Source organism: Pseudomonas sp. CROZ-RG-20F-R04-15 (assembly GCF_022662375.1).
Classification (GTDB): Bacteria; Pseudomonadota; Gammaproteobacteria; order Pseudomonadales; family Pseudomonadaceae; genus Aquipseudomonas.
In genome coordinates this window covers 89,970-113,132 of the sequence record NZ_JAKNQL010000015.1, presented here as the reverse complement: position 1 = coordinate 113,132, position 23,163 = coordinate 89,970, and the positions used below count along the sequence as shown (strand labels likewise).

Sequence of the window (23,163 nt, the reverse complement as noted above, 5' to 3'; positions counted from 1 at the left end):
CGGCGAGATCGACCAGCGTGCCAATCAACTGGCGCATGCCCTGATCGCCCGTGGCGTCGGCGCGGAAACCCGCGTCGGTGTAGCCCTGCCGCGCAGTGAGTCGGTGATCGTCGCGCTGCTGGCGGTGCTCAAGGCGGGCGGCGCTTATGTGCCGCTGGACACCAGTTATCCGCGCGAACGCCTGGCCTATCTGATCGAAGATTCCGGGCTGGCGCTGCTGATCAGCGACTCGTCGGTGTCGGCGCAATTGCCGGTCGATGAATCGGTGCCGCTGCTGGAACTGGATCGTCTCGATTTGCGCGAGTTGCCGATCAAGGCGCCGCAGGTGCAACTCGATCCGCACAACCTCGCCTACGTGATTTATACCTCTGGTTCCACCGGCAATCCGAAAGGCGTCAGCGTCGCCCACGGCCCGCTGGCCATGCATTGCCAGGCCATTGGTCAGCGCTATGAAATGCGTGACAGCGACTGTGAATTCCACTTCATGTCGTTCGCCTTCGACGGTGCCCACGAACGCTGGCTGACCAGCCTGACCCACGGTGCGTCGCTGCTGATTCGCGACGACACGCTGTGGACGCCCGAGCAGACCTACAACGCGATGATCGAACACGGCGTGACCGTGGTCGCATTTCCGCCGGTTTACCTGCAACAACTGGCCGAACACGCCGAACGCGTTGGCAATCCGCCGAAAGTACGTATCTATTGCTTCGGCGGTGATGCGGTGCCGAACGCCAGTTTCGAGCGGGTCAAACGCGCGCTCGATCCGGACTACATCATCAACGGTTACGGCCCGACCGAAACTGTAGTCACCCCGCTGATCTGGAAGGCCGGTCGCGAAGTGCCGTGTGGCGCCGCGTACGCGCCAATCGGCAGCCGCATCGGTGACCGCAGCGCCTACGTGCTCGACGCCGATCTGAACCTGCTGCCGCAAGGCATGGCCGGCGAGTTGTACTTGGGTGGTACAGGGCTGGCGCGGGGTTATCTGAACCGTCCGGGGCTGACTGCCGAGCGCTTTGTGGCTGATCCGTTCAGCACCAACGGCGGCTTGCTTTATCGCACGGGCGACCTGGTGCGTCAGCGTGTCGATGGCACGTTCGACTATCTGGACCGAATCGACAATCAGGTGAAAATTCGCGGTTTCCGTATCGAGTTGGGCGAAGTCGAAGCGGCCCTGCAAGCCCTCGACGGCGTGCGTGAAGCGGTGGTCGTCGCGCAGGAAGGCAGCGCCGGCAGTGGCAAGCGTCTGGTGGCGTATGTGGTCGGCGATTCCAACCGTGCCGACTTCACCGACGAGCTGCGTGCGCAACTCAAGGCGACGTTGCCGGGGCACATGGTGCCGGCGTATGTCTTGCGTCTGGAGCGCATGCCGCTGACGCCGAACGGCAAACTCGATCGCAAGAACCTGCCGAAGCCGGACGTCAGCCAACTGCAACAGGCTTACCTTGCACCGCAAACGCCGCTGGAACAGCAACTGGCGGCGATCTGGCAAGACTTGCTCAAGCTTGAGCAAGTGGGCATCAGCGACAACTTCTTCGAGCTGGGCGGCGATTCGATCATTTCGATTCAAGTGGTCAGCCGTGCGCGGCAGGCCGGGATTCGCTTCACACCTAAAGATCTGTTCCAGCACCAGACCGTTGCCGCGTTGGCGTTGGTCGCGCAGACCGGCGAAGCGCTGCAATTGATCGATCAGCAACCGGTGACCGGCACGACCGCACTGTTGCCGATTCATCAGGAATTCTTCGCGCAGGCGATTCCCGATCGTCATCACTGGAACCAGTCGGTGATGCTCAAGCCGATGCAGGCGCTGGACGCGGAGTTGCTGGAACAGGCGCTGGATGCTTTGGTACTGCACCACGACAGCTTGCGTCTGGAGTTTGTCGAGCAGGCTGAGGGCTGGGTCGCACAGTACCGCGACGTTGCAACGCAAGCCGGCGAGACCATTCTCTGGCAAGTCGATGTGGCTGATCTCGACGCTTTGCAAGTCCTCGGTGACAAGGCTCAACGCAGCTTGCAATTGAGTGGTGGTTCGCTGATTCGCGCGGTGCTGGCGAACCTGGCTGACGGCACGCAACGTCTGTTGCTGATCGTCCATCACCTGGTGGTTGATGGCGTGTCGTGGCGGATTCTGTTCGAAGACCTGCAGAACGCTTATCGCCAGCTCAGCGCTGGCGCGTCCGTGCAATTGCCGGCGAAAACCAGTGCAGTCAAAGCCTGGGCGGCAGCCTTGCAGGACTACGCGGCAAGCCCTGCGTTGCAGACTGAGTTGAGCTTCTGGCAGCACCAGTTGCGGGGCGCTTCGGCTGCCTTGCCTTACGACCGTCCGCACGGTGGGCAGCAACACGATCAGGCGCTGACGATCCGCCGCAACCTCGACAAAAACCTCACCCGCCAGTTGCTGCAGGATGCGCCGGCCGCCTATCGCACGCAGGTCAACGATCTGCTGCTGACGGCACTGGCGCGAGTGATGGTGCGCTGGACCGGTGACGACCATGCGCTGGTTCTGCTGGAGGGCCACGGTCGCGAAGACCTCTTCGACAACATCGACCTGACCCGTACCGTGGGCTGGTTTACCAGTGTGTTCCCGGCGCGACTGTCGCCGGTGGCTGAGCTGGGCGCTGCGCTGAAACAGGTCAAGGAACAACTGCGGGCGATTCCGCACAAAGGGATCGGATTCGGTACGCTGGCACATCTGGGCGATGCGCAGTCTCGCGAGGCACTGCAAGGCTTGCCGGCGCCGCGCCTGACCTTTAACTATCTAGGCCAGTTCGACGGCAGTTTTGCCGAGGCGGATGAGGCGTTGTTCGCGCCGACCAGCGAATCCGGCGGCGCAGAAGTCAATATGCAAGGCCCGCTGGGCAACCCGTTGGCGCTGAACGGCAAAGTCTTCGGCGGTGAGCTGGATTTGAGCTGGACCTACAGCGGTGCGATGTTCGACGCGGCGACCATCCAGCGTCTGGCTGACGACTATGTGCAGGAGCTGACAGCACTGATCGGCCACTGTTGCGACAGCGGCAACCGTGGCGTGACACCATCGGACTTCCCGCTGGCGCAACTGTCGCAGCCGCAACTGGATGCGCTGGTGCTGGAGCCGCAAGGCATCGATGACATCTACCCGCTGTCGCCGATGCAGCAGGGCATGTTGTTCCACACCCTGCTCGAACATGGCAATGGCGACTACATCAACCAGATGCGTCTGGACGTCGAGGGCGTCGAGCCGCAGCGCTTCCACGCCGCGTGGCAAGCGGTGGTGGATGCCCACGACATTCTGCGTACCGGGTTCTTCTGGCAGGGTGACCTGCCGCAACCGGTGCAAGTGGTGCAACGCCAGGTCGAGGTGCCGTTCAGTGTGCTCGACTGGCACGGCAAAGCTGATCTGGACACGGCGCTGCAAACCCTCGCTGACCAGGAGCGCGCACTGGGCCTGGACCTGACCTGTGCGCCGCTGCTGCGTCTGGTGCTGGTGCGCACGGCGACTGATCGTCATCACCTGATTTACACCAACCATCACATTTTGATGGACGGCTGGAGCAGCGCGCAGTTGCTCGGCGAAGTGCTGCAGCATTATCGCGGCGAAGCGGTGCCGCGTCCGGCGGGTCGCTATCGCGATTACATTGGCTGGCTGCAACGTCAGGATGCGGCGGCTGCCGAGAATTACTGGCTGGCAACGCTGGAACACCTGCACGAGCCGACGCGTCTGGCCAACGCCATCGCACGGCCAGTCGACGGTTGGCCAAGTGTCGGTTATGGCGACCATTACCAAGTGCTGGACGCCGACCTGAGCGTGCGTCTGGGTGAATTCGCCCGGGCCTCGAAAGTCACCGTCAACACCCTGGTGCAGGCTGCGTGGCTGTTGCTGTTGCAGCGTTACACCGGTAAGGACTGCGTGGCATTCGGCGCGACCGTGGCCGGGCGTCCGGCGGATCTGCCGGGGGCCGAAGAGCAGATCGGGCTGTTCATCAACACCTTGCCAGTGGTGGCCGCGCCGCAAGCGCAGCAGCGTCTGGCCAGTTGGCTGCAAGCCGTGCAGGCGCAGAACCTCGCTTCACGCGAGTTCGAACACACGCCGCTGGCGGACATTCAGCGCTGGGCCGGGCAGGGCGGTGACGCGTTGTTCGACAGCCTGATGGTGTTCGAGAACTATCCGATTGGCGAAGCGCTTGAACGGGGCGCGCCGCAGGGGTTGCGTTTCGGCGCGGTGGTCAATCAGGAACAGACCCACTATCCGCTGACGCTGCTGGTGAGCATGGGCGCGCAACTGTCGGTGCATTTCAGCTATCAGCGCGACAGTTTTGCGGCGGCGAGCGTGGCGCAGTTGGGTGAAAGCCTGCAGCGTCTGCTCGGGCAGATGGTCGAAGCGGGTGAAGGCTCGTTGAGCGACTTGAACCTGATCGACAACGTCACGAACGTCGAGGCCGACTTCGTCACCGAGCTGTGCATTCATCAGGGTATTGCCCGTCAAGTGGCGGCGACCCCGGATGCGCTGGCGGTGACCTTCGCCAATACGCAACTGACCTACGCCGAGCTGGATGCGCAGGCCAATCGCCTAGCGCACAAATTGATCGAGCTGGGTGTCGGCCCGGAAGTGCGCGTGGGTGTGGCGATGCCGCGTTCCGAACAGCTGCTGATTGCCTTGCTGGCGGTGCTAAAATCCGGCGGCGCGTATGTGCCGCTGGACCCGGATTATCCGGCGGATCGCGTTGCTTACATGCTCGAAGACAGCCGAGCGCGGGTGTTGCTCACCGAACAAGCGGTCGCTGCGACGCTGAGCGTTCCGGCTGACACGCAAGTGCTGCTGATGGATCAGGTTTCGTTGAGCGGCTATTCCGCCGTCGCACCTGAAACGAAGGTGCAGCCGGACAACCTCGCCTACGTGATCTACACCTCCGGTTCCACCGGCAAGCCGAAAGGCGTGGCGATTGCTCACCGCAATGTCATGGCGCTGATCGACTGGTCGGCCAAGGTTTACAGCCGCGACGATATTCAAGGTGTGCTGGCGTCTACTTCGGTGTGCTTCGACCTGTCGGTGTGGGAGCTGTTTGTCACGCTGGCCAATGGCGGTTCGCTGATCATCGCGCGCAATGCACTGGAACTGTCGACCCTGCCAGCTCGCGATCAGGTTCGCCTGATCAACACCGTGCCATCGGCCATCGCTGCCCTGCAACGCGCCGGGCAGATTCCGCCGAGCGTGCGCATCATCAATCTCGCAGGGGAGCCGCTCAAACAAGGGCTGGTCGACGCGTTGTATCAGCAGTCGACGGTCGAGCACGTCTATGACCTGTACGGTCCGTCGGAAGACACCACCTATTCGACCTGGACCCGTCGCATCGCCGGTGGTCAGCCGCGCATCGGTCGTGCGCTCGAGCACAGCGCCAGCCATTTGCTCGACGCCGATCTGCAAGCGGTGCCGCATGGCGTGTCGGCAGAGCTGTACCTGTCCGGCGCGGGCATCACGCGCGGTTATCTGGGGCGTGCGGCGATGACCGCCGAGCGCTTTGTGCCGAACCCGTTCGTCGGCAATGGCGAGCGCATGTACCGCACCGGCGACCTGATCCGTGAACGCGAAGAGGGCGAGCTGGAGTACATGGGCCGGATCGACCATCAGGTGAAAATTCGTGGATTCCGCATCGAACTGGGGGAGATCGAGGCGCGATTGCTCGCTCAACCGGCGGTCACCGAAGCGGCGGTTCTTGCCGTTGAAAGCGAAACGGGCGCGCAACTGGTGGCCTATGTGGTCGCCCCACAACTGGACATGCATGACGGCGAAGCGCAGCGGCAACTGCGCGACGGACTAAAGACTGGCCTCAAGTCTTCGTTACCTGACTACATGATTCCCGCGCACTTGCTGTTCCTTGAGCAGTTGCCACTGACCCCCAACGGCAAACTCGACCGCAAGGCCTTGCCGGCGGTGGATGCCAGCCAGATGCAGGCCGCGTATGTCGCGCCGCAGAGTGAGCTTGAGCAGCAGGTCGCGGCGATCTGGCAGCAAGTGCTCGAGGTTCAACGCATTGGTCTGAACGATCACTTCTTCGAATTGGGCGGGCACTCGCTGCTGGCGGTCAACGTGGTGTCGCGCATCGCCCTCGAACTGGGCCTGACGCTGACCCCGCAACTGTTATTCCAGCACCCCGTCCTGAGCGACTTTGTCGCTCGACTCGATACAGGAGGCGGGGCAATCAACGAACAGAAACTGAGCAAGCTGGAAGCCCTGCTTGACGATATGGAGGAAGTCTGATGGACAAGAGTGTTGCTTTGAGGGTAGCCAAGCGCTTTATCACTCTGCCGCTGGACAAACGTAAGCTGTACCTGGAAAAGATGCTCGAAGAGGGCGTCTCTCCGGCTAACCTGCCGATCCCGGAAACACGTTCCGGGTTTGCAGCGATTCCTCTGTCGTACGCTCAGGAACGCCAACTGTTCCTCTGGCAAATGGACCCGCACAGCACCGCGTATCACATCCCCAGCGCCTTGCGCCTCAAGGGGCAGTTGGATGTGGCGGCACTGGAGCGCAGCTTCAATGCCGTGGCCGCGCGCCACGAAAGTTTGCGCACCACGTTTGCCGAGCACGGCGAAACCTTCTGCCAGGTGATTCACCCTCAGTTGCCGCTGAGCATCTCCTTGGCACCGTTGCCGGCCGGCCTCGACGCCGCTGGTGAAGAGGCGGCGATCAAGGCGTTCGTCGAAAGCGAAACCGCGCGCCCGTTCAATCTGCAACAGGGCCCGTTGTTGCGCGTGGCATTGCTCAAAGTGGCGGATGACGATCATGTGCTGGTGTTGATCCAGCACCACATCATCGCCGATGGCTGGTCGATCAAAGTACTGGTCAACGAGCTGATCCAGCATTACGCCGCCAACAGCGCCGGGCAGCCGTTGAGCCTGCCGGAACTGGAGGTGCAATACGCCGACTACGCGATCTGGCAGCGCCATTGGCTGGAAGCGGGCGAGCGTGAGCGACAACTGGCTTACTGGATCAAGACACTGGACGGCGAGCAGCCGGTGCTGGAACTGCCGATCGATTTCCCGCGTCCGGCAGTGCAAAGTTTGCGCGGTGCGCGCTTGCAACTGGACCTGCCAGCCGCCCTTGGCGACGCGCTCAAGCAACTGGCCCAGCGCGAAGGCGCGAGCCTGTTCATGGTCTTGCTGGCGTCGTTCCAGGCGTTGCTGCATCGCTACAGCGGCCAGGCGCAGATTCGCGTCGGCGTGCCCACGGCCAACCGTAACCGGGTCGAGACCGAAGGCCTGATCGGCTTCTTCGTCAACACGCAGGTCTTGAATGCCGAAATGAATGGGCAGTTGCCGTTCAACCAATTGCTGGCCCAGGTCAAGCAAGCGGCGATGGCCGCCCAGGCGCATCAGGATCTGCCGTTCGAGCAGTTGATCGAAGCGCTGCAACCGGAACGCAGCCTGAGCCACAGCCCGCTGTTCCAGGTGATGTTCAACCACCAGACCAGCCGTGATCAGGGCCGTGGCGCGGTGCAACTGCCGCAGCTGAGCGTCGAGGATGTGCAGTGGGAAGGGCGCACCGCGCAGTTCGATCTGACCCTCAATACTTACGAATCGAATGACGGTTTCGCCGCCGAGTTGACCTACGCCACCGATCTGTTCAAACCGGAAACGGTCGAGCGTCTGGCGCGTCATTGGCAAAACCTGTTGCAAGGTATTGTGGCCGCACCGACTCAACGGGTTGGTGAACTGCCGCTGCTGGAAAGTGCCGAGCACGGCGTGTTGTTGCAGGACTGGTTGCGCGTGGCGGATCACAGCGCGCAGGCCGAGTGCGTGCAGCAGGACTTTGCCTTGCAGGCGCAACGAAACCCGCAGGCCACGGCGCTGATCATCGGCGACGACGTACTGACGTATGGCGAGCTGGATGCCCGGGCCAATCAACTGGCGCATCATCTGATCGAGGCCGGCGTCGGCCCGGATCAGCTGGTCGGCATCGCGGTCGAGCGCAGCGTCGAAATGATCGTCGGCCTGCTGGCGATCCTCAAGGCGGGCGGCGCTTATGTGCCGCTGGACCCAGCGTATCCAGAAGATCGCCTGGCCTACATGATCGAGGACAGCGGTCTGCAATTGCTGCTGACCCAAACGCATTTGCAAGCGCAGTTGCCGATCCCGGTGGGTGTGCAAACCCTGTTGCTCGATCAGCCCGGTGACTGGCTGGCGGCTTATCCACAGACCGCGCCGAGCGTCGCCGTCAATGGCGAGCACTTGGCGTACACGATCTACACCTCCGGCTCCACCGGCAAACCGAAAGGCGTGATGGTGCGCCACGCGGCGCTAAGCAACTTTGTCGCGAGCATGATCAAACAACCGGGGATTGCCGCTGCGGATCGCATGCTGTCGCTGACAACGTTCTCCTTCGATATTTTTGGCCTGGAAATCTACGGCCCGCTGCTGGCTGGCGCCTGTGTGGTGCTGACCGGCAAGGATGTGCATCAGGATCCGCAAGCGGTGCTCGAACTGATCGAGCGTCATGCCGTCAGCGTGTTGCAAGCCACGCCATCGACCTGGCGCATGCTGCTCGACAACGAGAACGCCACGACTCTTAAAGGCCGCACATTCCTCTGTGGCGGTGAAGCGCTGCCGCAGGAACTGGCCAAGCGCATGCTGGCGCTGACGCCGAGCGTGTGGAACCTCTATGGCCCGACCGAAACCACGATCTGGTCGGCGCAACACGCACTGAGCGCGGACCATAGCCGTCCATTTCTCGGCACGCCGATCGACAACACCGCGCTGTACATCCTCGGCAGCGACCTTGAACTCAATCCGCTCGGCGCACCCGGTGAATTGCTGATCGGTGGTGATGGTCTGGCGCGCGGTTACTTCCAGCGCCCGAGCCTGACCGCTGAACGTTTTGTGCCGGACCCGTTCTCGGCAAACGGTGCGCGTCTATACCGCACCGGCGACCTGACCCGTTATCGCGCTGAAGGCGTGATCGAGTACATCGGGCGCATCGACCATCAAGTTAAAATCCGTGGTTTCCGTATCGAACTCGGTGAGATCGAAGCGCGTCTGCTCGCGCTGGACAGCGTGCGTGAAACCGTCGTCGTCGCTCAGGACGGCCCGACCGGTGCGCAACTGGTCGGCTATGTGGTGCCGTCCGCCAGCGTTACTGATGAAGTCGAACTGCGTGCCGCGCTGAAAGCCAGCCTCAAGGCTGAGCTGCCGGAATACATGGTGCCGGCGCACCTGCTGTTCCTTGCGCAGTTGCCGCTGACCCCCAACGGCAAAGTCGACCGCAAAGCCTTGCCGGCCCCCGACGCCAGCCAGTTGCAATCAACTTACATCGCGCCGCAAACCGCGACTCAACATGCCGTCGCCGAGATCTGGCAAGCGGTGCTCAAGCTTGAGCGAGTCGGCCTCAGTGACAACTTTTTTGAACTCGGCGGCCATTCCTTGCTGGTAACGCAAGTGGTCTCCCGTGTGCGTCAGACGCTGAACGTTCAGGTGCCGCTGCGCACGCTGTTCGAACACAGCACGCTGGAAGATTTTGTGGCCGCGCTGGGTGTCGATCAGGCCACTCAGGAACCGCCGATTGTCGCGTTGCCACGCCTGCAACCGATGGCACTTTCCTATGCGCAGGAACGCCAGTGGTTCCTCTGGCAGCTGGAACCGACCAGCACGGCCTATCACGTCCCGGCTGCGCTGCGTCTGCGCGGTGAGCTGAATCTGCCGGCATTGCAGCAAAGTTTCAATGCGTTGATCGAGCGCCACGAATCCCTGCGTACCTGCTTCGTCGAAGAGCAGGGCACAACCCTGCAAGTGATTCAGACGCAGGGCACGCTGGATCTGCAAGTGCAGGACGTTGCCGGGCTGGACGATGCAGCGCTGCAAGCGCTGGTCGCCGCAGAAACCCTGCACCTGTTCAACCTGCAGCAAGGCCCGTTGTTGCGGGTCAAATTGCTGCGCCTGGCCGCCGATGACCATGCGCTGGTGATTACTTTGCACCACATCGTCTCTGACGGTTGGTCGATGAACATCATGGTCGATGAACTGGTGGCGTTCTATGCCGCCTACAGCGAGGGCCAGACCGCGACATTGCCAACGCTGCCGGTGCAATACGCCGACTACGCCGTGTGGCAGAAACAGTGGATGGACGCCGGTGAGCGCGAGCGTCAGCTGAATTACTGGACCGCGCAACTCGGCGATGGTGATCAACCGTTGCTGGAGCTGCCGACCGACCGTCCGCGCCCGGCCGAGCAAAGCTATCGCGGCGCGCGTCGCGACATCCCGCTGAGCCTCGAACTGACCGCAGCCCTCAAGCACGTCGCGCAGCGTGAAAACGTCACCCTGTTCGCGCTGTTGCTGGCGTCGTTCCAGACCTTGCTGCACCGTTACAGCGGTCAGGCCGACATCCGTGTTGGCGTGCCCGTGGCCAACCGTAATCGGGTCGAGACGGAAGGGCTGATTGGCTTCTTCGTCAACACCCAAGTGCTCAAGGCTGAATTCGACAGTCAGCAGACCTTCCGCAGCCTGTTGCAACAAGTGAAGAACACCGTGCTCGGCGCTCAGGCGCATCAGGATCTGCCGTTCGAGCAACTGGTCGACGCGTTGCAACCGGAGCGCAGCCTCAGCCACAGCCCGCTGTTCCAGGTGATGCACAACCACCAGAGCCAGGCGCGTCAGGCGCAGGGCGCGACACGCTTGCCGCAACTGCAGATCGAAGGTTTGCCTTGGGCGTCCAATACCGCGCAGTTCGATCTGACCCTGAACACCTTTGAATCGACCGACAATGTCTGGGCCGAGCTGACTTACGCCACCGACCTGTTCGACGTCGAGACCATCGAGCGTCTGTCGCAACACTGGACGAATCTGCTGCAAGGCATCGTCGCCGACGGCGCCCAGCGTATCGCTGAACTGCCGCTGCACGATGCCGCCGAACACGCGGCGACCCTGCTGCAATGGAACCCGGCCGTGGCCGATTTCCCGAGCGAGCAGTGCCTGCATCACTTGATCGAAACCCAGGCCGCCCGCGCACCGCAAGCGGTGGCCGTGACGTACGCCGAGCAGTCCTTGAGCTACTTTGAGCTCAACAGCCGCGCCAACCAGTTGGCGCACAAGCTGATTGCCAGCGGCGTCGGCCCGGACGTGCGCGTAGGCCTCGCGGTCGAGCGCAGCCTCGACATGCTGGTCGGTCTGTTGGCGATTCTCAAGGCGGGCGGCGCGTACGTGCCGCTCGACCCCAGCTACCCGGAAGAACGCCTGAGCTACATGATCGGCGACAGCGGCATCGGCCTGCTGTTGACCCAGAGCCATTTGCTCGCACGTCTGCCGGTGCCCGACTCGGTGCGCAGCCTGGTGCTCGATCAGGATCGCGAAGACCTTGAGGGCTACAGCGACAGCAATCCGCACGTGAGCATGAGCGCGGATAACCTCGCGTACGTGATTTACACCTCGGGTTCGACCGGTCAGCCGAAGGGCACCTTGCTCGCTCATCGCAATGTGCTGCGCCTGTTCGAGGCTAGCGCCGCGTGGTTCGATTTCGGCCCGCAGGATGTCTGGAGCCTGTTCCATTCCTACGCGTTCGACTTCTCCGTGTGGGAGATTTTCGGTGCGCTGCTGTACGGCGGCAAACTGGTGGTCGTGCCTTACGAGGTCAGCCGCTCACCGGAAGACTTCTTCGCATTGCTGCGCCGCGAAGGCATCACCGTGCTCAACCAGACGCCGTCGGCGTTCAAGCAATTGATGCAAGTGGCCTGCGCCCCGGAACACGCCGCGCAACAACTGGCGCTGCGCTACGTGGTGTTTGGCGGTGAAGCGCTGGAAGTGAAGAGCCTGCGTCCATGGTTCGAGCGTTTCGGCGATCAGACGCCGCAACTGATCAACATGTACGGCATCACCGAAACCACCGTCCACGTGACGTACCGGCCGTTGTCGATGGCCGATTTGCAGCGTGACGCCAGCAGCCCGATCGGCGAGCCGATTCCGGACCTGTCGTGGTACTTGCTTGACGGCGACCTGAACCCGGTGTCCAAAGGCTGCATCGGTGAGCTGTACGTCGGTCGCGCCGGTCTGGCGCGCGGTTATCTGAACCGTGCCGATCTGACGTCGTTGCGGTTTATTCCCGATCCGTTCGCCGCTGACGGTGGTCGTCTGTATCGCACCGGCGACCTGGCGCGTTATCGCGCTGACGGCGTGATCGAATACATCGGGCGGATCGACCATCAGGTGAAGATTCGCGGTTTCCGCATCGAACTCGGTGAGATCGAAGCGCAACTGCTCGAACAGGCCGCCGTGCGTCAGGCCGTGGTGCTGGCGCAGCCGGGCCTCAGTGGTCAACAACTGGTCGCGTATCTGGTGCCGAGCGATGCTGCGTTACTCGACGCAAGCCCTGCAGAACAGGCGCAGTGGCGCGACAGCGTACGGGCCGAACTCAAGGAAAACCTGCCGGATCACATGATCCCGGCGCACCTGTTGCTGCTCGCGCAACTGCCGCTGACCGCCAACGGCAAGCTCAACCGCAGCGCGTTGCCGTCGCCGGATGCCAGTCAGGCGCAGCAGACCTATCAGGCGCCGCAAAGTGAGCTGGAACAACGCTTGGCGGCGATCTGGCAAGACGTACTGAAGCTGCCGCAAGTGGGCCTCAACGATAACTTCTTCGAACTGGGCGGCGACTCGATCATCTCGATTCAGGTGGTCAGCCGCGCGCGACAGGCCGGCATTCGCTTGAACCCGAAAGACCTGTTCCAGCACCAGACCATTCAACGTCTGGCTCTGGTCGCGCAGTTGGGCGATGACGAAACGAACGTCGACCAACAAGCGGTGACCGGCGCAGCGTTGCTGCTGCCGATCCAGCAGCAGTTCTTCGAAGATGAAATCCCTGAGCGGCATCACTGGAACCAGTCGGTGCTGCTCCAACCGCGCGAGCCGCTGGACGCGGAAAAAGTCGAGCAAGTGTTGCGTGCGCTGGTCGCCCATCACGATGCCTTGCGCCTGAGCTTCACTCAGCACAACGGCGTGTGGCAGGCCGATCACCGTGCGATTGAAGTGCCGTCGCAAAACCTGCTGTGGCAAGAAGACGTTGCCGATGCCGCCGCGCTGGAGGCCTTGGGCAACCGTGCCCAGCGCAGCCTCGATCTGCAGAACGGGCCGTTGTTGCGCGCCGTGTTGGCGAATCTGGCCGACGGTACTCAGCGCTTGCAGTTGGTGATCCATCACCTGGTCGTCGACGGTGTGTCGTGGCGGATTCTGCTGGAAGACCTGCAAAACGCTTATCAGCAATTGCTCGACGGTCAGCCACTGAAGCTGCCGGCGAAAACCAGTGCTTTCAAGGACTGGAGCGAGCACTTGCAGCGCTATGCCAACAGCGCGGCGTTGCAACAGGAACTGGCTTACTGGCAAGCCAGCCTGAGCGATGTCAGCACGGATCTGCCGTGCAAGCGTGTCGACGCCGGTCAGCACAATCGGCTGGCGCACACTGTGCAGAGCCGTCTCGGCAGCGAGCTGACCCGGCAGTTGCTGCAAGAAGCCCCGGCGGCCTATCGAACCCAGGTCAACGACTTGCTGCTGACGGCGTTGGCGCGGGTCATTGGCCGCTGGAGCGGGCAGGTGTCGACGCTGATTCAGCTCGAAGGTCATGGTCGTGAAGAGCTGTTCGACGGCGTCGATCTGACCCGCACCGTCGGTTGGTTCACCAGTCTGTTCCCGGTGCGCCTGACCCCGGCAGCTACGGCCGGCGAGTCGATCAAACAGATCAAGGAACAACTGCGCTCGATCCCCAATAAGGGCATCGGTTTCGGCGCACTGCGTCACCTTGGCGATGCTCAGGCACAACGGAGCCTGCGTGAATTGCCGACCCCGCGCATCACCTTCAACTACCTCGGCCAGTTCGACGGCAGTTTCGGGGGCGATGACGGCGCGCTGTTTGCCCCAGCGCCGGACAACGCCGGTCTCGACCAGAGCCCGGACGCGCCCATGGGCAATTGGCTGACTCTCAATGGTCAGGTATACGGCGGCGAACTGCGCGTAGGCTGGACCTTCAGCAGCGAGCGTTTCGACAGTGCCGTGATCGAAGCACTAGCGGCGGATTACGCCGAGGAGCTGGCCGCGTTGATCGGCCATTGCCTGACCCCGGACGTCGCTGGGCTGACGCCTTCGGACTTCCCGCTGGCCGGCCTGACCCAGGCGCAGCTCGACGGCTTGCCAATCCGCCCGCAGCAGATTGCAGACATTTATCCGTTGTCGCCGATGCAGCAGGGCATGTTGTTCCACACCCTCTACGCGCAACAGTCCGGTGATTACATCAACCAGATGTGTGTGGCCGTCGATGGCTTGCAGGTCGAGCGTTTCCGCGATGCCTGGCAAGCGGCGATGGACAGCCACGAAGTGCTGCGCAGCGGTTTTGTCTGGGAAGGCGATCTGCCCAACGCCCTGCAAGTGGTGCACAAAGGCTTGCAAGTGCCGTTCAGCGTGCTCGACTGGCGTGATCGCGGCGACCTGGCGCCAGCCCTGAAAGCCCTGGAGCTTGCGCAACGCCTGCAAGGTTTTGATTTGCACGCGGCACCGTTGCTGCGTCTGGTCGTGGTGCAGGTGGCGGCTGAGCGCTTCCATCTGATTTACACCTCGCACCACATTCTGATGGACGGCTGGAGCAACTCGCAGTTGCTTGGCGATGTATTGCAGCGCTATCACGGCCACGCGCCGGCGATGGGGGCGGGGCGTTATCGCGATTACATCGAGTGGTTGGCGCAGCAGGATGCGCAGGTCACGGAAAACTTCTGGAAGGGCCAATTGGCCGACTTCGAGACACCGACGTATCTGGCCGATGCCGTGCCGCACCTCGTTGATGCAACCGTCACCGGTCAGGGTGAATACCTGCTGACCCTCGATACTCACGCGACTGCCGAACTCAACAGTTTTGCCCGGGCGCAAAAGGTCACGGTCAACACGCTGGTGCAAGCCGCGTGGCTGTTGCTGTTGCAGCGCTACACCGGGCAGGACACGGTCACGTTCGGCGCCACGGTATCGGGGCGACCGGCGCAGTTGAATGGCGTCGAAGGGCAGATCGGTCTGTTCATCAACACCTTGCCGATCATTGCCAGCCCACGTGCCGAACAGTCGTTGCCGCAATGGCTGCAACAGGTGCAGGCACAGAACCTGTTGCTGCGCGAGAAAGAGCACACACCGCTGTTCGACATCCAGCGTTGGGCGGGGCAGAGCGGTGAGGCGTTGTTCGACAACATTCTGGTGTTCGAGAACTACCCGATTGCCGAAGCCTTGCAGCAAGCCGAATCGGCGGACCTGCGCTTTGGCGAAGTTGACCGGTATGAGCAGACCAACTATCCGCTGACGTTGATGGTCAACCTCGATCAGCAACTGACCGTGCACTTCAGCTATCAGCACACAAGCTTTGCCGCCAGCACCGTGATCAAACTGGCGACACAGTTGCAGCAACTGTTGCGCGGCATGCACGCCAGCGCCAATGCCTGCCTGGGCGAGTGGAACTTGCTGGAGGAAGGCGACGAGCAACGTATTCTGCGTGACTGGAATCCGCAGGCAACAGCTGACCTTGAGCCGATCTGCATCCACCAGGCCATCGAGCGTCAGGTCGCTGCCCAGCCGGACGCGCGCGCCGTGACGTTCGGCCAGCAGTCCTTCAGTTATGGCGATATCGATGCCCGGGCCAATCGCCTGGCGCACCGTTTGATCAGCACGGGCGTCGCCGCCGAAGTGCGCGTCGGTGTGGCCATGCAGCGCTCCGACAATCTGCTGGTGGCATTGCTCGCGGTCCTCAAGGCCGGTGGCACCTACGTGCCGCTGGACCCGGATTACCCGGCGGATCGGGTCGCCTACATGCTTGAAGACAGCCGCGCCCGCGTGCTGCTGACCGAAACCGATGTAGCCGCGACCCTGTCGCTCGCCAGCGACATGCAAGTGTTGCTGCTGGATCAACTGGATCTCTCGGCCTACAGCACGGTCGCGCCTGTCACCGACGTGAGCGTGAACAATCTTGCCTACGTGATTTACACCTCTGGTTCCACCGGCAAGCCCAAAGGCGTATCGATCAGCCATGCCAACATCATGGCGCTCAGCGACTGGTCGAAGCACCTCTACAGCCGCGAGGACATTCAAGGTGTGCTCGCTTCGACGTCGGTGTGTTTCGACCTGTCGGTGTGGGAGCTGTTTGTCACCCTGGCCAATGGCGGTTCGTTGATCATTGCGCGCAACGCGCTGGAGTTGCCGCACTTGCCGGCGCGCGATCAGGTGCGCCTGATCAATACCGTGCCGTCGGCAATCAATGCCTTGCAGGACTCTGGCGATATTCCTGCCAGCGTACGCATCATCAACCTATGCGGCGAAGCGCTGAAACAGAACCTGGTGGACACCCTGTATCAACAGGCGAGCATCGCCGATATCTTCGACTTGTACGGCCCGTCGGAAGATACCGTTTACTCCACCTGGACCCGTCGAGAGGCTGGCGGCACGGCGAACATCGGTCGACCGATGATCCGCACCGCCAGTTATGTGCTGGGCGGCGATCTGCAGCCGGCACCGCAGGGTGTGTCGGCGGAGTTGTACCTGGCCGGTGCCGGTCTCAGCCGTGGCTATCTGGGCCGGGCGGCGATGACCGCAGAGAAATTCGTGCCCAATCCGTTCGCCGGCAATGGCGAGCGTATGTATCGCACCGGCGACCTGACCCGTTATCTGGGCGACGGCACGTTGCAATACGTCGGGCGTATCGATCACCAGGTGAAGGTGCGCGGTTTCCGTATCGAGCTGGGCGAAATCGAAGCGCGTCTGTTGCAGATCGACAACGTCAGCCAGGCACTGGTGGTGGCGCAACCGATCGCCTCCAGCCATCAACTGGTGGCGTATGTGGTGGTCGATGATGCGACCGTGGCCAGCGCCGATGCGGCCGCGCAAGCGCTGAAGACGCGACTCAAGACGCACCTGCCGGACTACATGATCCCGGCGCACGTGCTGTTCCTCGCCAGCCTGCCGCTGACGCCGAACGGCAAGGTCGACCGCAAGGCCTTGCCGAGCGTCGACGCGTTTGTCGCGGCGGGTGACTTCGTTGCCCCGGTCGGTGAACTGGAGCAACAGATCGCAGCCATCTGGCAGAACGTCCTGGAGCTCGATCAGGTCAGCCGCGAGGATCATTTCTTCGAACTGGGCGGGCACTCGCTGCTGGCCACTCAGGCCGTCTCGCGTTTGCGCCATTTGACCGGCGGCACGTTGAGCCTGCGCGACCTGTTCAACTATCCGCGCCTCAAGGATCTGGCCACCTGGATGGCCGAGGAGCAGGCACCGGCCCTCGGCGGGACGGCCAGTCAGGCCGTTCCACTGAAGGCCTGGGGCGTCAAGTCGACGGCACCGCTGTCGTTGGTGCAACGGCGTTTGTGGGTCGCCGAACAATTGTCCGGCGGCAGCTCGGCCTACGGCATGCCGCTGGCCTTGCGCTTGCGCGGTGAGCTGTCGGTCGAGCGCTTCATGAGCAGTTTTGCCGAAGTGGTGCGCCGTCATGAAGTGTTGCGCACCGCGTACTCGCAGGATGACGAAGGTGATCCGATTGCGCTGATTGCCGAGCAGGTCGACGTCGACTTCCCGTTGCTCGATTTGTCCGGTCTGTCGCGCAGTGCCCAGGAAGAACAGGTCGCGCAGGCCGCGCTGGATAACGCGCGAACGCCGATCGATCTGGAGCAGGCGCCATTGTGGCGCGGGCGCATCCTGCATCTGTCACCGACCGAGCATGTGCTGCTGTTCGCCATGCATCACATCATTTCTGACGGTTGGTCGATGGGCGTATTGATCAACGAGCTGGTGCAGCTCTATGAGCTGAGCAAGGCCGGTGCTGCCGCGTCGTTGCCAGCGCTGGAGGTGCAATATTCCGATTTTGCCCTGTGGCAACAGGAACTGGAACGCCAAGGGATTCTCGGCCAGCAGGCGGATTACTGGAGAGAGAGGCTCAGTGGCTACAGCGGGCAGCTCAACCTGCCGATGGACACCCCGCGCGGGCCGGTGGCGTCGTACGACGGTGATGCTGTGCAGTTCCATCTGCCGAAGGATTTGAGTCAGGCCTTGCGCAAGGTTGCCAATGACGCCGGGGTGACGCTGTACAGCACGCTGCTGGCGTCGTTCCAGGTGCTGTTGCATCAATTCAGCGGCGGCGACGACGTGTTGGTCGGCGCCGACGTCGCCGGGCGCGAGCAGGCGCAGCTGGAGCAACTGATCGGCTTCTTCGTCAACGTCTTGCCGTTGCGTTCGCGCTTCTCGGCCGACACGGCGTTCTCGACTTTCCTCGCCGGCACTCAGGACACCTTGCTCGGCGCGCTGGAGCATCAGGACCTGCCGCTGGACATGATCGTCGAATCCTGTGGCGTGCCGCGTCACAAGGGCATGAACCCGTTGGTGCAGGTGTTGTTCGTGATGAACAACCTGCCGGGTCGCACCCAATCCATGGGCGGTTTGAGCGTCGAGCCACTGGCGGCGCTGCAGAGCCATTCTAAATTCGACATGGCATTGTTCGTTGACGAAGAAGAAGGGCAATTGCTGGGTAATTGGCAATTCGCCACAACCTTGTTCGGACACGAGCGCATTCAGTACCTGGTGCAGGCCTGGATAGCCCTGTTGGAACAGATCGTCGCTGATCAGGACATTCAATTGGGAGCTATCAGCATGCCAGTCGACAATTTAGCAGTGGCCGCCAAACCCGCTGCCCCCGGGCCCAAGGCCGACAAACTGGGCAAGTTCCTCAAACGTGGCGCCGCCCCGATGGCCAAGGTTCGCCCGGCGCCGATCCGCGAATCGCTGATCGCTGCGCCGCAGCCGTTCCCGCTGTTGATGGAACCGAACGAGCCGCAGCTGGATTTGATCGAGTGGATCAAGCACAACCGGCCGCTGATCGAAGAAAAACTGGCGACCCACGCCGGCATTCTCTTCCGTGGTTTCGAGCTCGACGGCATTCAGGGTTTTGAAGCGTTCGCCGAAGCGATTCAGCCGGGCCTGTACGGCCAATACGGCGATCTGCCAAAGAAGGAGGGCGGCAAGAACACCTACCGCTCCACGCCGTACCCGGAACGCAAGATGATCCTGTTCCACAACGAGAGCTCGCACCAGGATCGCTGGCCGCGCAAGCAGATGTTCTATTGCGAGCAAGCGGCGCCGGTCGGCGGTGCAACGCCGGTAGTCGACTGCCGCTTGATGTACGAAAAACTGCCGGCGGACCTGCGTGACAAGTTCGAGTCCAAAGGCTTGCTGTATGTGCGCACCTTCACCGACAACCTCGACGTGTCGTGGCAGCACTTCTTCAAGACCGAAGACCGTGCCGAAGTCGAAGCCCGCTGCCGCGCCGGCGGTATCGAGTGGCGCTGGCTCGACAACAACGAACTGCAAACCCGCACACCGGGACCGGCGATCATTCGTCATCCGATCACCGGGGCCAAGTCGTTCTTCAACCAGGTGCAGTTGCACCACATCTACTGGCTGGAGCCGGATGTGCGTGAAGACCTGCTGTCGATGTTCGGCGCCGAGCGCATGCCGCGTCATGTGTATTACGGCGACGGCACACCGATCGAAGACGACGTGATGCAGCGCATTGGCGAACTGTACGAAGAGTGCGCCGTGCGATTCGACTGGCAGAAGGGCGACGCGATCCTGCTCGACAACATGCTGGTGGCGCATGCCCGTGATCCGTTCGAGGGCCCGCGCAAGATTGTCGTCGCGATGGGTGACATGTACGACCACAGCAGCCTGGAGCGCCCGGCCACCAACGCCCGAGCAGCATTGAACACCGAGGAAAGCGGAGCATGAGCGAAGTCATGAAGGACGTGCAGGATCCGGGTTTCGCCCTGACGCCTGAGCAACAGGCGCTGCATGAGCGCCTGTCGAACACCGCCACCTGTAGCGAGGCCATGCGCTGGCTCAGCGTTGTCATTGACGGTGATCTTGATCCGCAACGTTTGCAGGCCGCGTTCGATACCGTGCTCGCACAACAGCCGATGCTGTTGGCGCGGCTGGACAAGGTCAGCGGTTTCCACGGTTTGCGTCAGGCTGCGGCCGACGCCGGACGCTTCCCGCTGACGATCCATGCCGGCGAGCAACGCGCCGGGGACGTTCAGGCGCAAATCAGCGAATCATTGGAACGCGCCTTTGTCGTCGGCGAATCGGCCAGTGTCCAGGCTGTGCTTTATCGACTGGCGTCACAGCAATGGCAACTGGTGCTGGGCATTGCTCGCTACAGTGCCGACGCGCCATCGTTGAACCTTGTGCTGCAACAAGTGCAGCAAGCGTACGCCGGGGCTCAGCCAAGCGAAGACGAAGAGTCGGGGGAATTCGCCCAGTATCTGGAATGGCGCAGTGAAGTGGTGCTCGACGAAGACGCTGCCACCGCGCGTACTTATTGGCAGCAGCACCTGCAAGGTGTACAGGCCGATATCGCCACGCCATGGCTGGCCGCTCGCCGCGCCGGCCTCGAAGCGAGTGCCGCCGATACGTGCGTATCGCTGAATCTGCAGTCGGCGCAGCGTATTGCTCTGCAAGCGCTGGCCGAGCAGCTCGGTCAGCCAGTCGCCACACTGCTGCAAGGCGCGTGGTGGGTGTTGCTGGGGCGTTTGAGCGGGCTCGATCAGGTACTGGTCGGTCTGCGGCATGACAGCCGTGCCGACTATGAGTATTTCGCCAACGCCGTTGGCGTGTTCGAGAAAAGCTTGCCGCTCTCGCTGGAACTGCCTGGCAGCGCGCGCTTCAGTGACTGGCTGGGGCCATTGGCGGCGATTGTTGAAGAACATCGCACCTGGCAGGAGTACTGGACCCCGGAACTGGCGCCCGACGCAGCACGTCCGGCCTACGGTTTCAGCCTTGGCCAGACCGGCGTTGCCGCGAGCAGCGGCGGTCTGCGCTGGAGCGTGGCTGACGCCGTGCAGGTGCAACCGGATGCTTTCGAGTTGTTGTTGCAGGTGCAACTGGACGAAAACCAGTGTCTTGCCGGCGCTGGTCTGCAGTACGCCGCTTCGCGCTATTCGCCAGCGGCAGCCAACGCGGTACTGGAACAGTTTGGCGTGCTGTTGAGCGCGATTGTCGATGCACCCCACACAAGACTGGCGCAACTCAACCTGCTCAGTCGCGCCGCCGAACAGCGCTTGCTGGCAATCAATCCGGCGATACAGGCGCTGGCTGATCAGCGTTATCTGCCCCAGCGCATTGCAGATCTGGCGCTGCGTACGCCGCACGCCATTGCCTTGACCGACGCTGAGCAGTCATTGAGCTACGGTCAGTTGCAGGCCCGCGTCGAAAGCGCCGCTCAGGGTTTGAACCATCAAGGGGTCAGCGCAGGCTCGATCATTGCGCTGGCGTTGCCACGCTCGGCGGATCTGGTGATCGCGATGTTGGCGAGCTGGCGCCTCGGTTGTGCGTATCTGCCGCTGGATGTGCAGTGGCCACAGGCGCGTCAGGCGTTGATGCTGGAACAGGCCGGCGCCGCGCTGTTGTTGACCGATGCGGCGCACCTGACGGCCTGGCAGGATCAGCCGTACCAAGCGCTGACGCTGGCAGAACTCGGCGCGCCGGGCGCGTCGTTGCCGGCGCTCGCGACGCAAGGCACCGACATTGCTTATGTGTTGTTCACTTCCGGTTCTACCGGTGTGCCGAAAGGTGTGGTGATCGAACATCGGCAATTGCTCAACTACGTCGCTCAGGCCAGTCAGGCGCTGGGTCTGGAGCGATGCAAAAACATCGGTTTCAGTTCTACGGTCGCGGCAGATCTGGGCAACACGGCGTTGTTCGGTGCGCTGTTCAATGGGGCAACCCTGCACGTCGCCAGTGATGCGCAAATGCAGGACGGCGCATTATTCGCCGACTACCTGCAGCAGCATCAGGTCGACTGCCTGAAAATCGTCCCGTCGCACCTTGCGGCGCTGCTCGACAATGAGCAGGCAACCTTGCCGCACACGCTGGTGCTGGGCGGCGAACCGATTGCGCCGACGCTGATCGAGCGCATTGCGCGGCTGCGCAGTGATTGTCGGGTGTTCAACCACTATGGCCCGACCGAAACCACGGTGGGCGTGATGATCCATCCACTGACCCTGGACGGCACGGCCAGCGATTGCTCGGCGCTGAGCCAGGTGCTGGGCAACAATCAGGTGTATGTGCTGGACGCTGATTTGCGTCTGGCGCCCGTCGGTGTGCTGGGCGAGTTGTACCTGGGCGGTGCGCAATTGTGCCGTGGTTATCTGAATGCCGAGGCCGATGCGCAGACGTTCATCCAGAGTCCGTTCGATGCGGCGCAGCGTTTGTATCGCAGCGGAGATCTGGCGCGTTACCGCACCGACGGAGCGATCCAGTTGCACGGTCGACGTGATCAGCAGGTCAAGGTGCGCGGGTTCCGTATCGAACTCGCGGAAATCGAAGCCGAGTTGCTGCGCCTGCCGGCGGTTGCCGAAGCGCTGGTGGTGCCTGCGGCGTCGGCCGAGCAAGGTCTGCTGGCGTTTATCGTGCCGCAGCAGGGCGCCACAGCGAGTCTGCTCGACACCGCGCGAGCCGAACTGAGTGCGCGCCTGCCTGCTGTGATGGTGCCGCAGCATCTGCAACTGATCGAGCGTTTGCCACGGCTGGCCAACGGCAAGATCGATCGCAAGGCGCTGCAACAATTGGCAACTACGGCAGCGGATGACGAAGGCGTTGCGCCGCGTGATGCACTGGAGCAATTGCTCGCCGTGCGCATGGCGCAACTGCTGGGGCTTGAACGCTTGAGCGTCGAGCGCGACTTTTTCGCGGCCGGAGGCCATTCGCTGTTGGTGATCAAACTGGTCGCCGGTATTCGCAAGTTGCTGCAATGCGAAATTCATCCGGGACTGGTCTTCGATCATCCGACCGTGGCGTCGTTGGCGCTGGCGTTGCGAGCGGTGGAAAGCAGCCCGGGGCAGTTGGAGAAAATGGCTCAGGTACGCCTGCGTATGGAGGCGATGAGTCCTGAGGAAAAGGCCCGTCTGGCCGAGCAGGCACGACAGTTGCAGGCCGCCAAGGCTGCGCAAACCAGCTGACACAGAAAGAAACAAAAGGCCGTCGCCCAACAGCGTCGGCCTTTTTTTTAACTTTTTGCGTTAATGATAAATAAACTCATTCCGGTTTTTTGGAGGTGCTGCGTCTTAATAAGGTATGTGGGCAAATCCGGTCAGGCAGGGCAGCCAAGGCAGCGGATTGTTCAGTAGAAAAATTTCGCCGTCGTCCAGCAGG

The 23,163-nt window shown here is 62.3% G+C and carries 3 protein-coding genes (1 of these 3 cut by a window edge); all 3 read left to right on the top strand.

Translation table 11 applies throughout. The features are described 5' to 3' along the window. Tightly spaced (each overlapping or abutting the next), the 3 genes in view from L8H52_RS20840 to L8H52_RS20830 form a layout consistent with a single transcriptional unit that may run on beyond the window. Window positions 1-6,232, top strand: partial view of a non-ribosomal peptide synthase/polyketide synthase gene (locus tag L8H52_RS20840; protein ID WP_242208535.1) — the 3' portion only. It extends 6,089 nt beyond the left edge of the window; the window shows 6,232 of its 12,321 coding nt (coding positions 6,090-12,321); the start codon falls outside the window, past its left edge; its stop codon occupies window positions 6,230-6,232. Then, complete coding sequence (locus tag L8H52_RS20835; RefSeq protein WP_242208534.1) at window positions 6,232-19,743, top strand: non-ribosomal peptide synthase/polyketide synthase; 13,512 nt, start codon at window positions 6,232-6,234, stop codon at window positions 19,741-19,743. Before L8H52_RS20840 ends, L8H52_RS20835 begins: the two co-directional genes overlap by 1 nt. Further along, window positions 19,740-22,970: an amino acid adenylation domain-containing protein gene (locus L8H52_RS20830; RefSeq protein ID WP_242208533.1), complete on the top strand. Its 3,231-nt coding sequence runs from the start codon at window positions 19,740-19,742 to the stop codon at window positions 22,968-22,970. The genes L8H52_RS20835 and L8H52_RS20830 overlap by 4 nt, the downstream gene beginning before the upstream one ends. Window positions 22,971-23,163 lie beyond the last annotated feature (193 nt).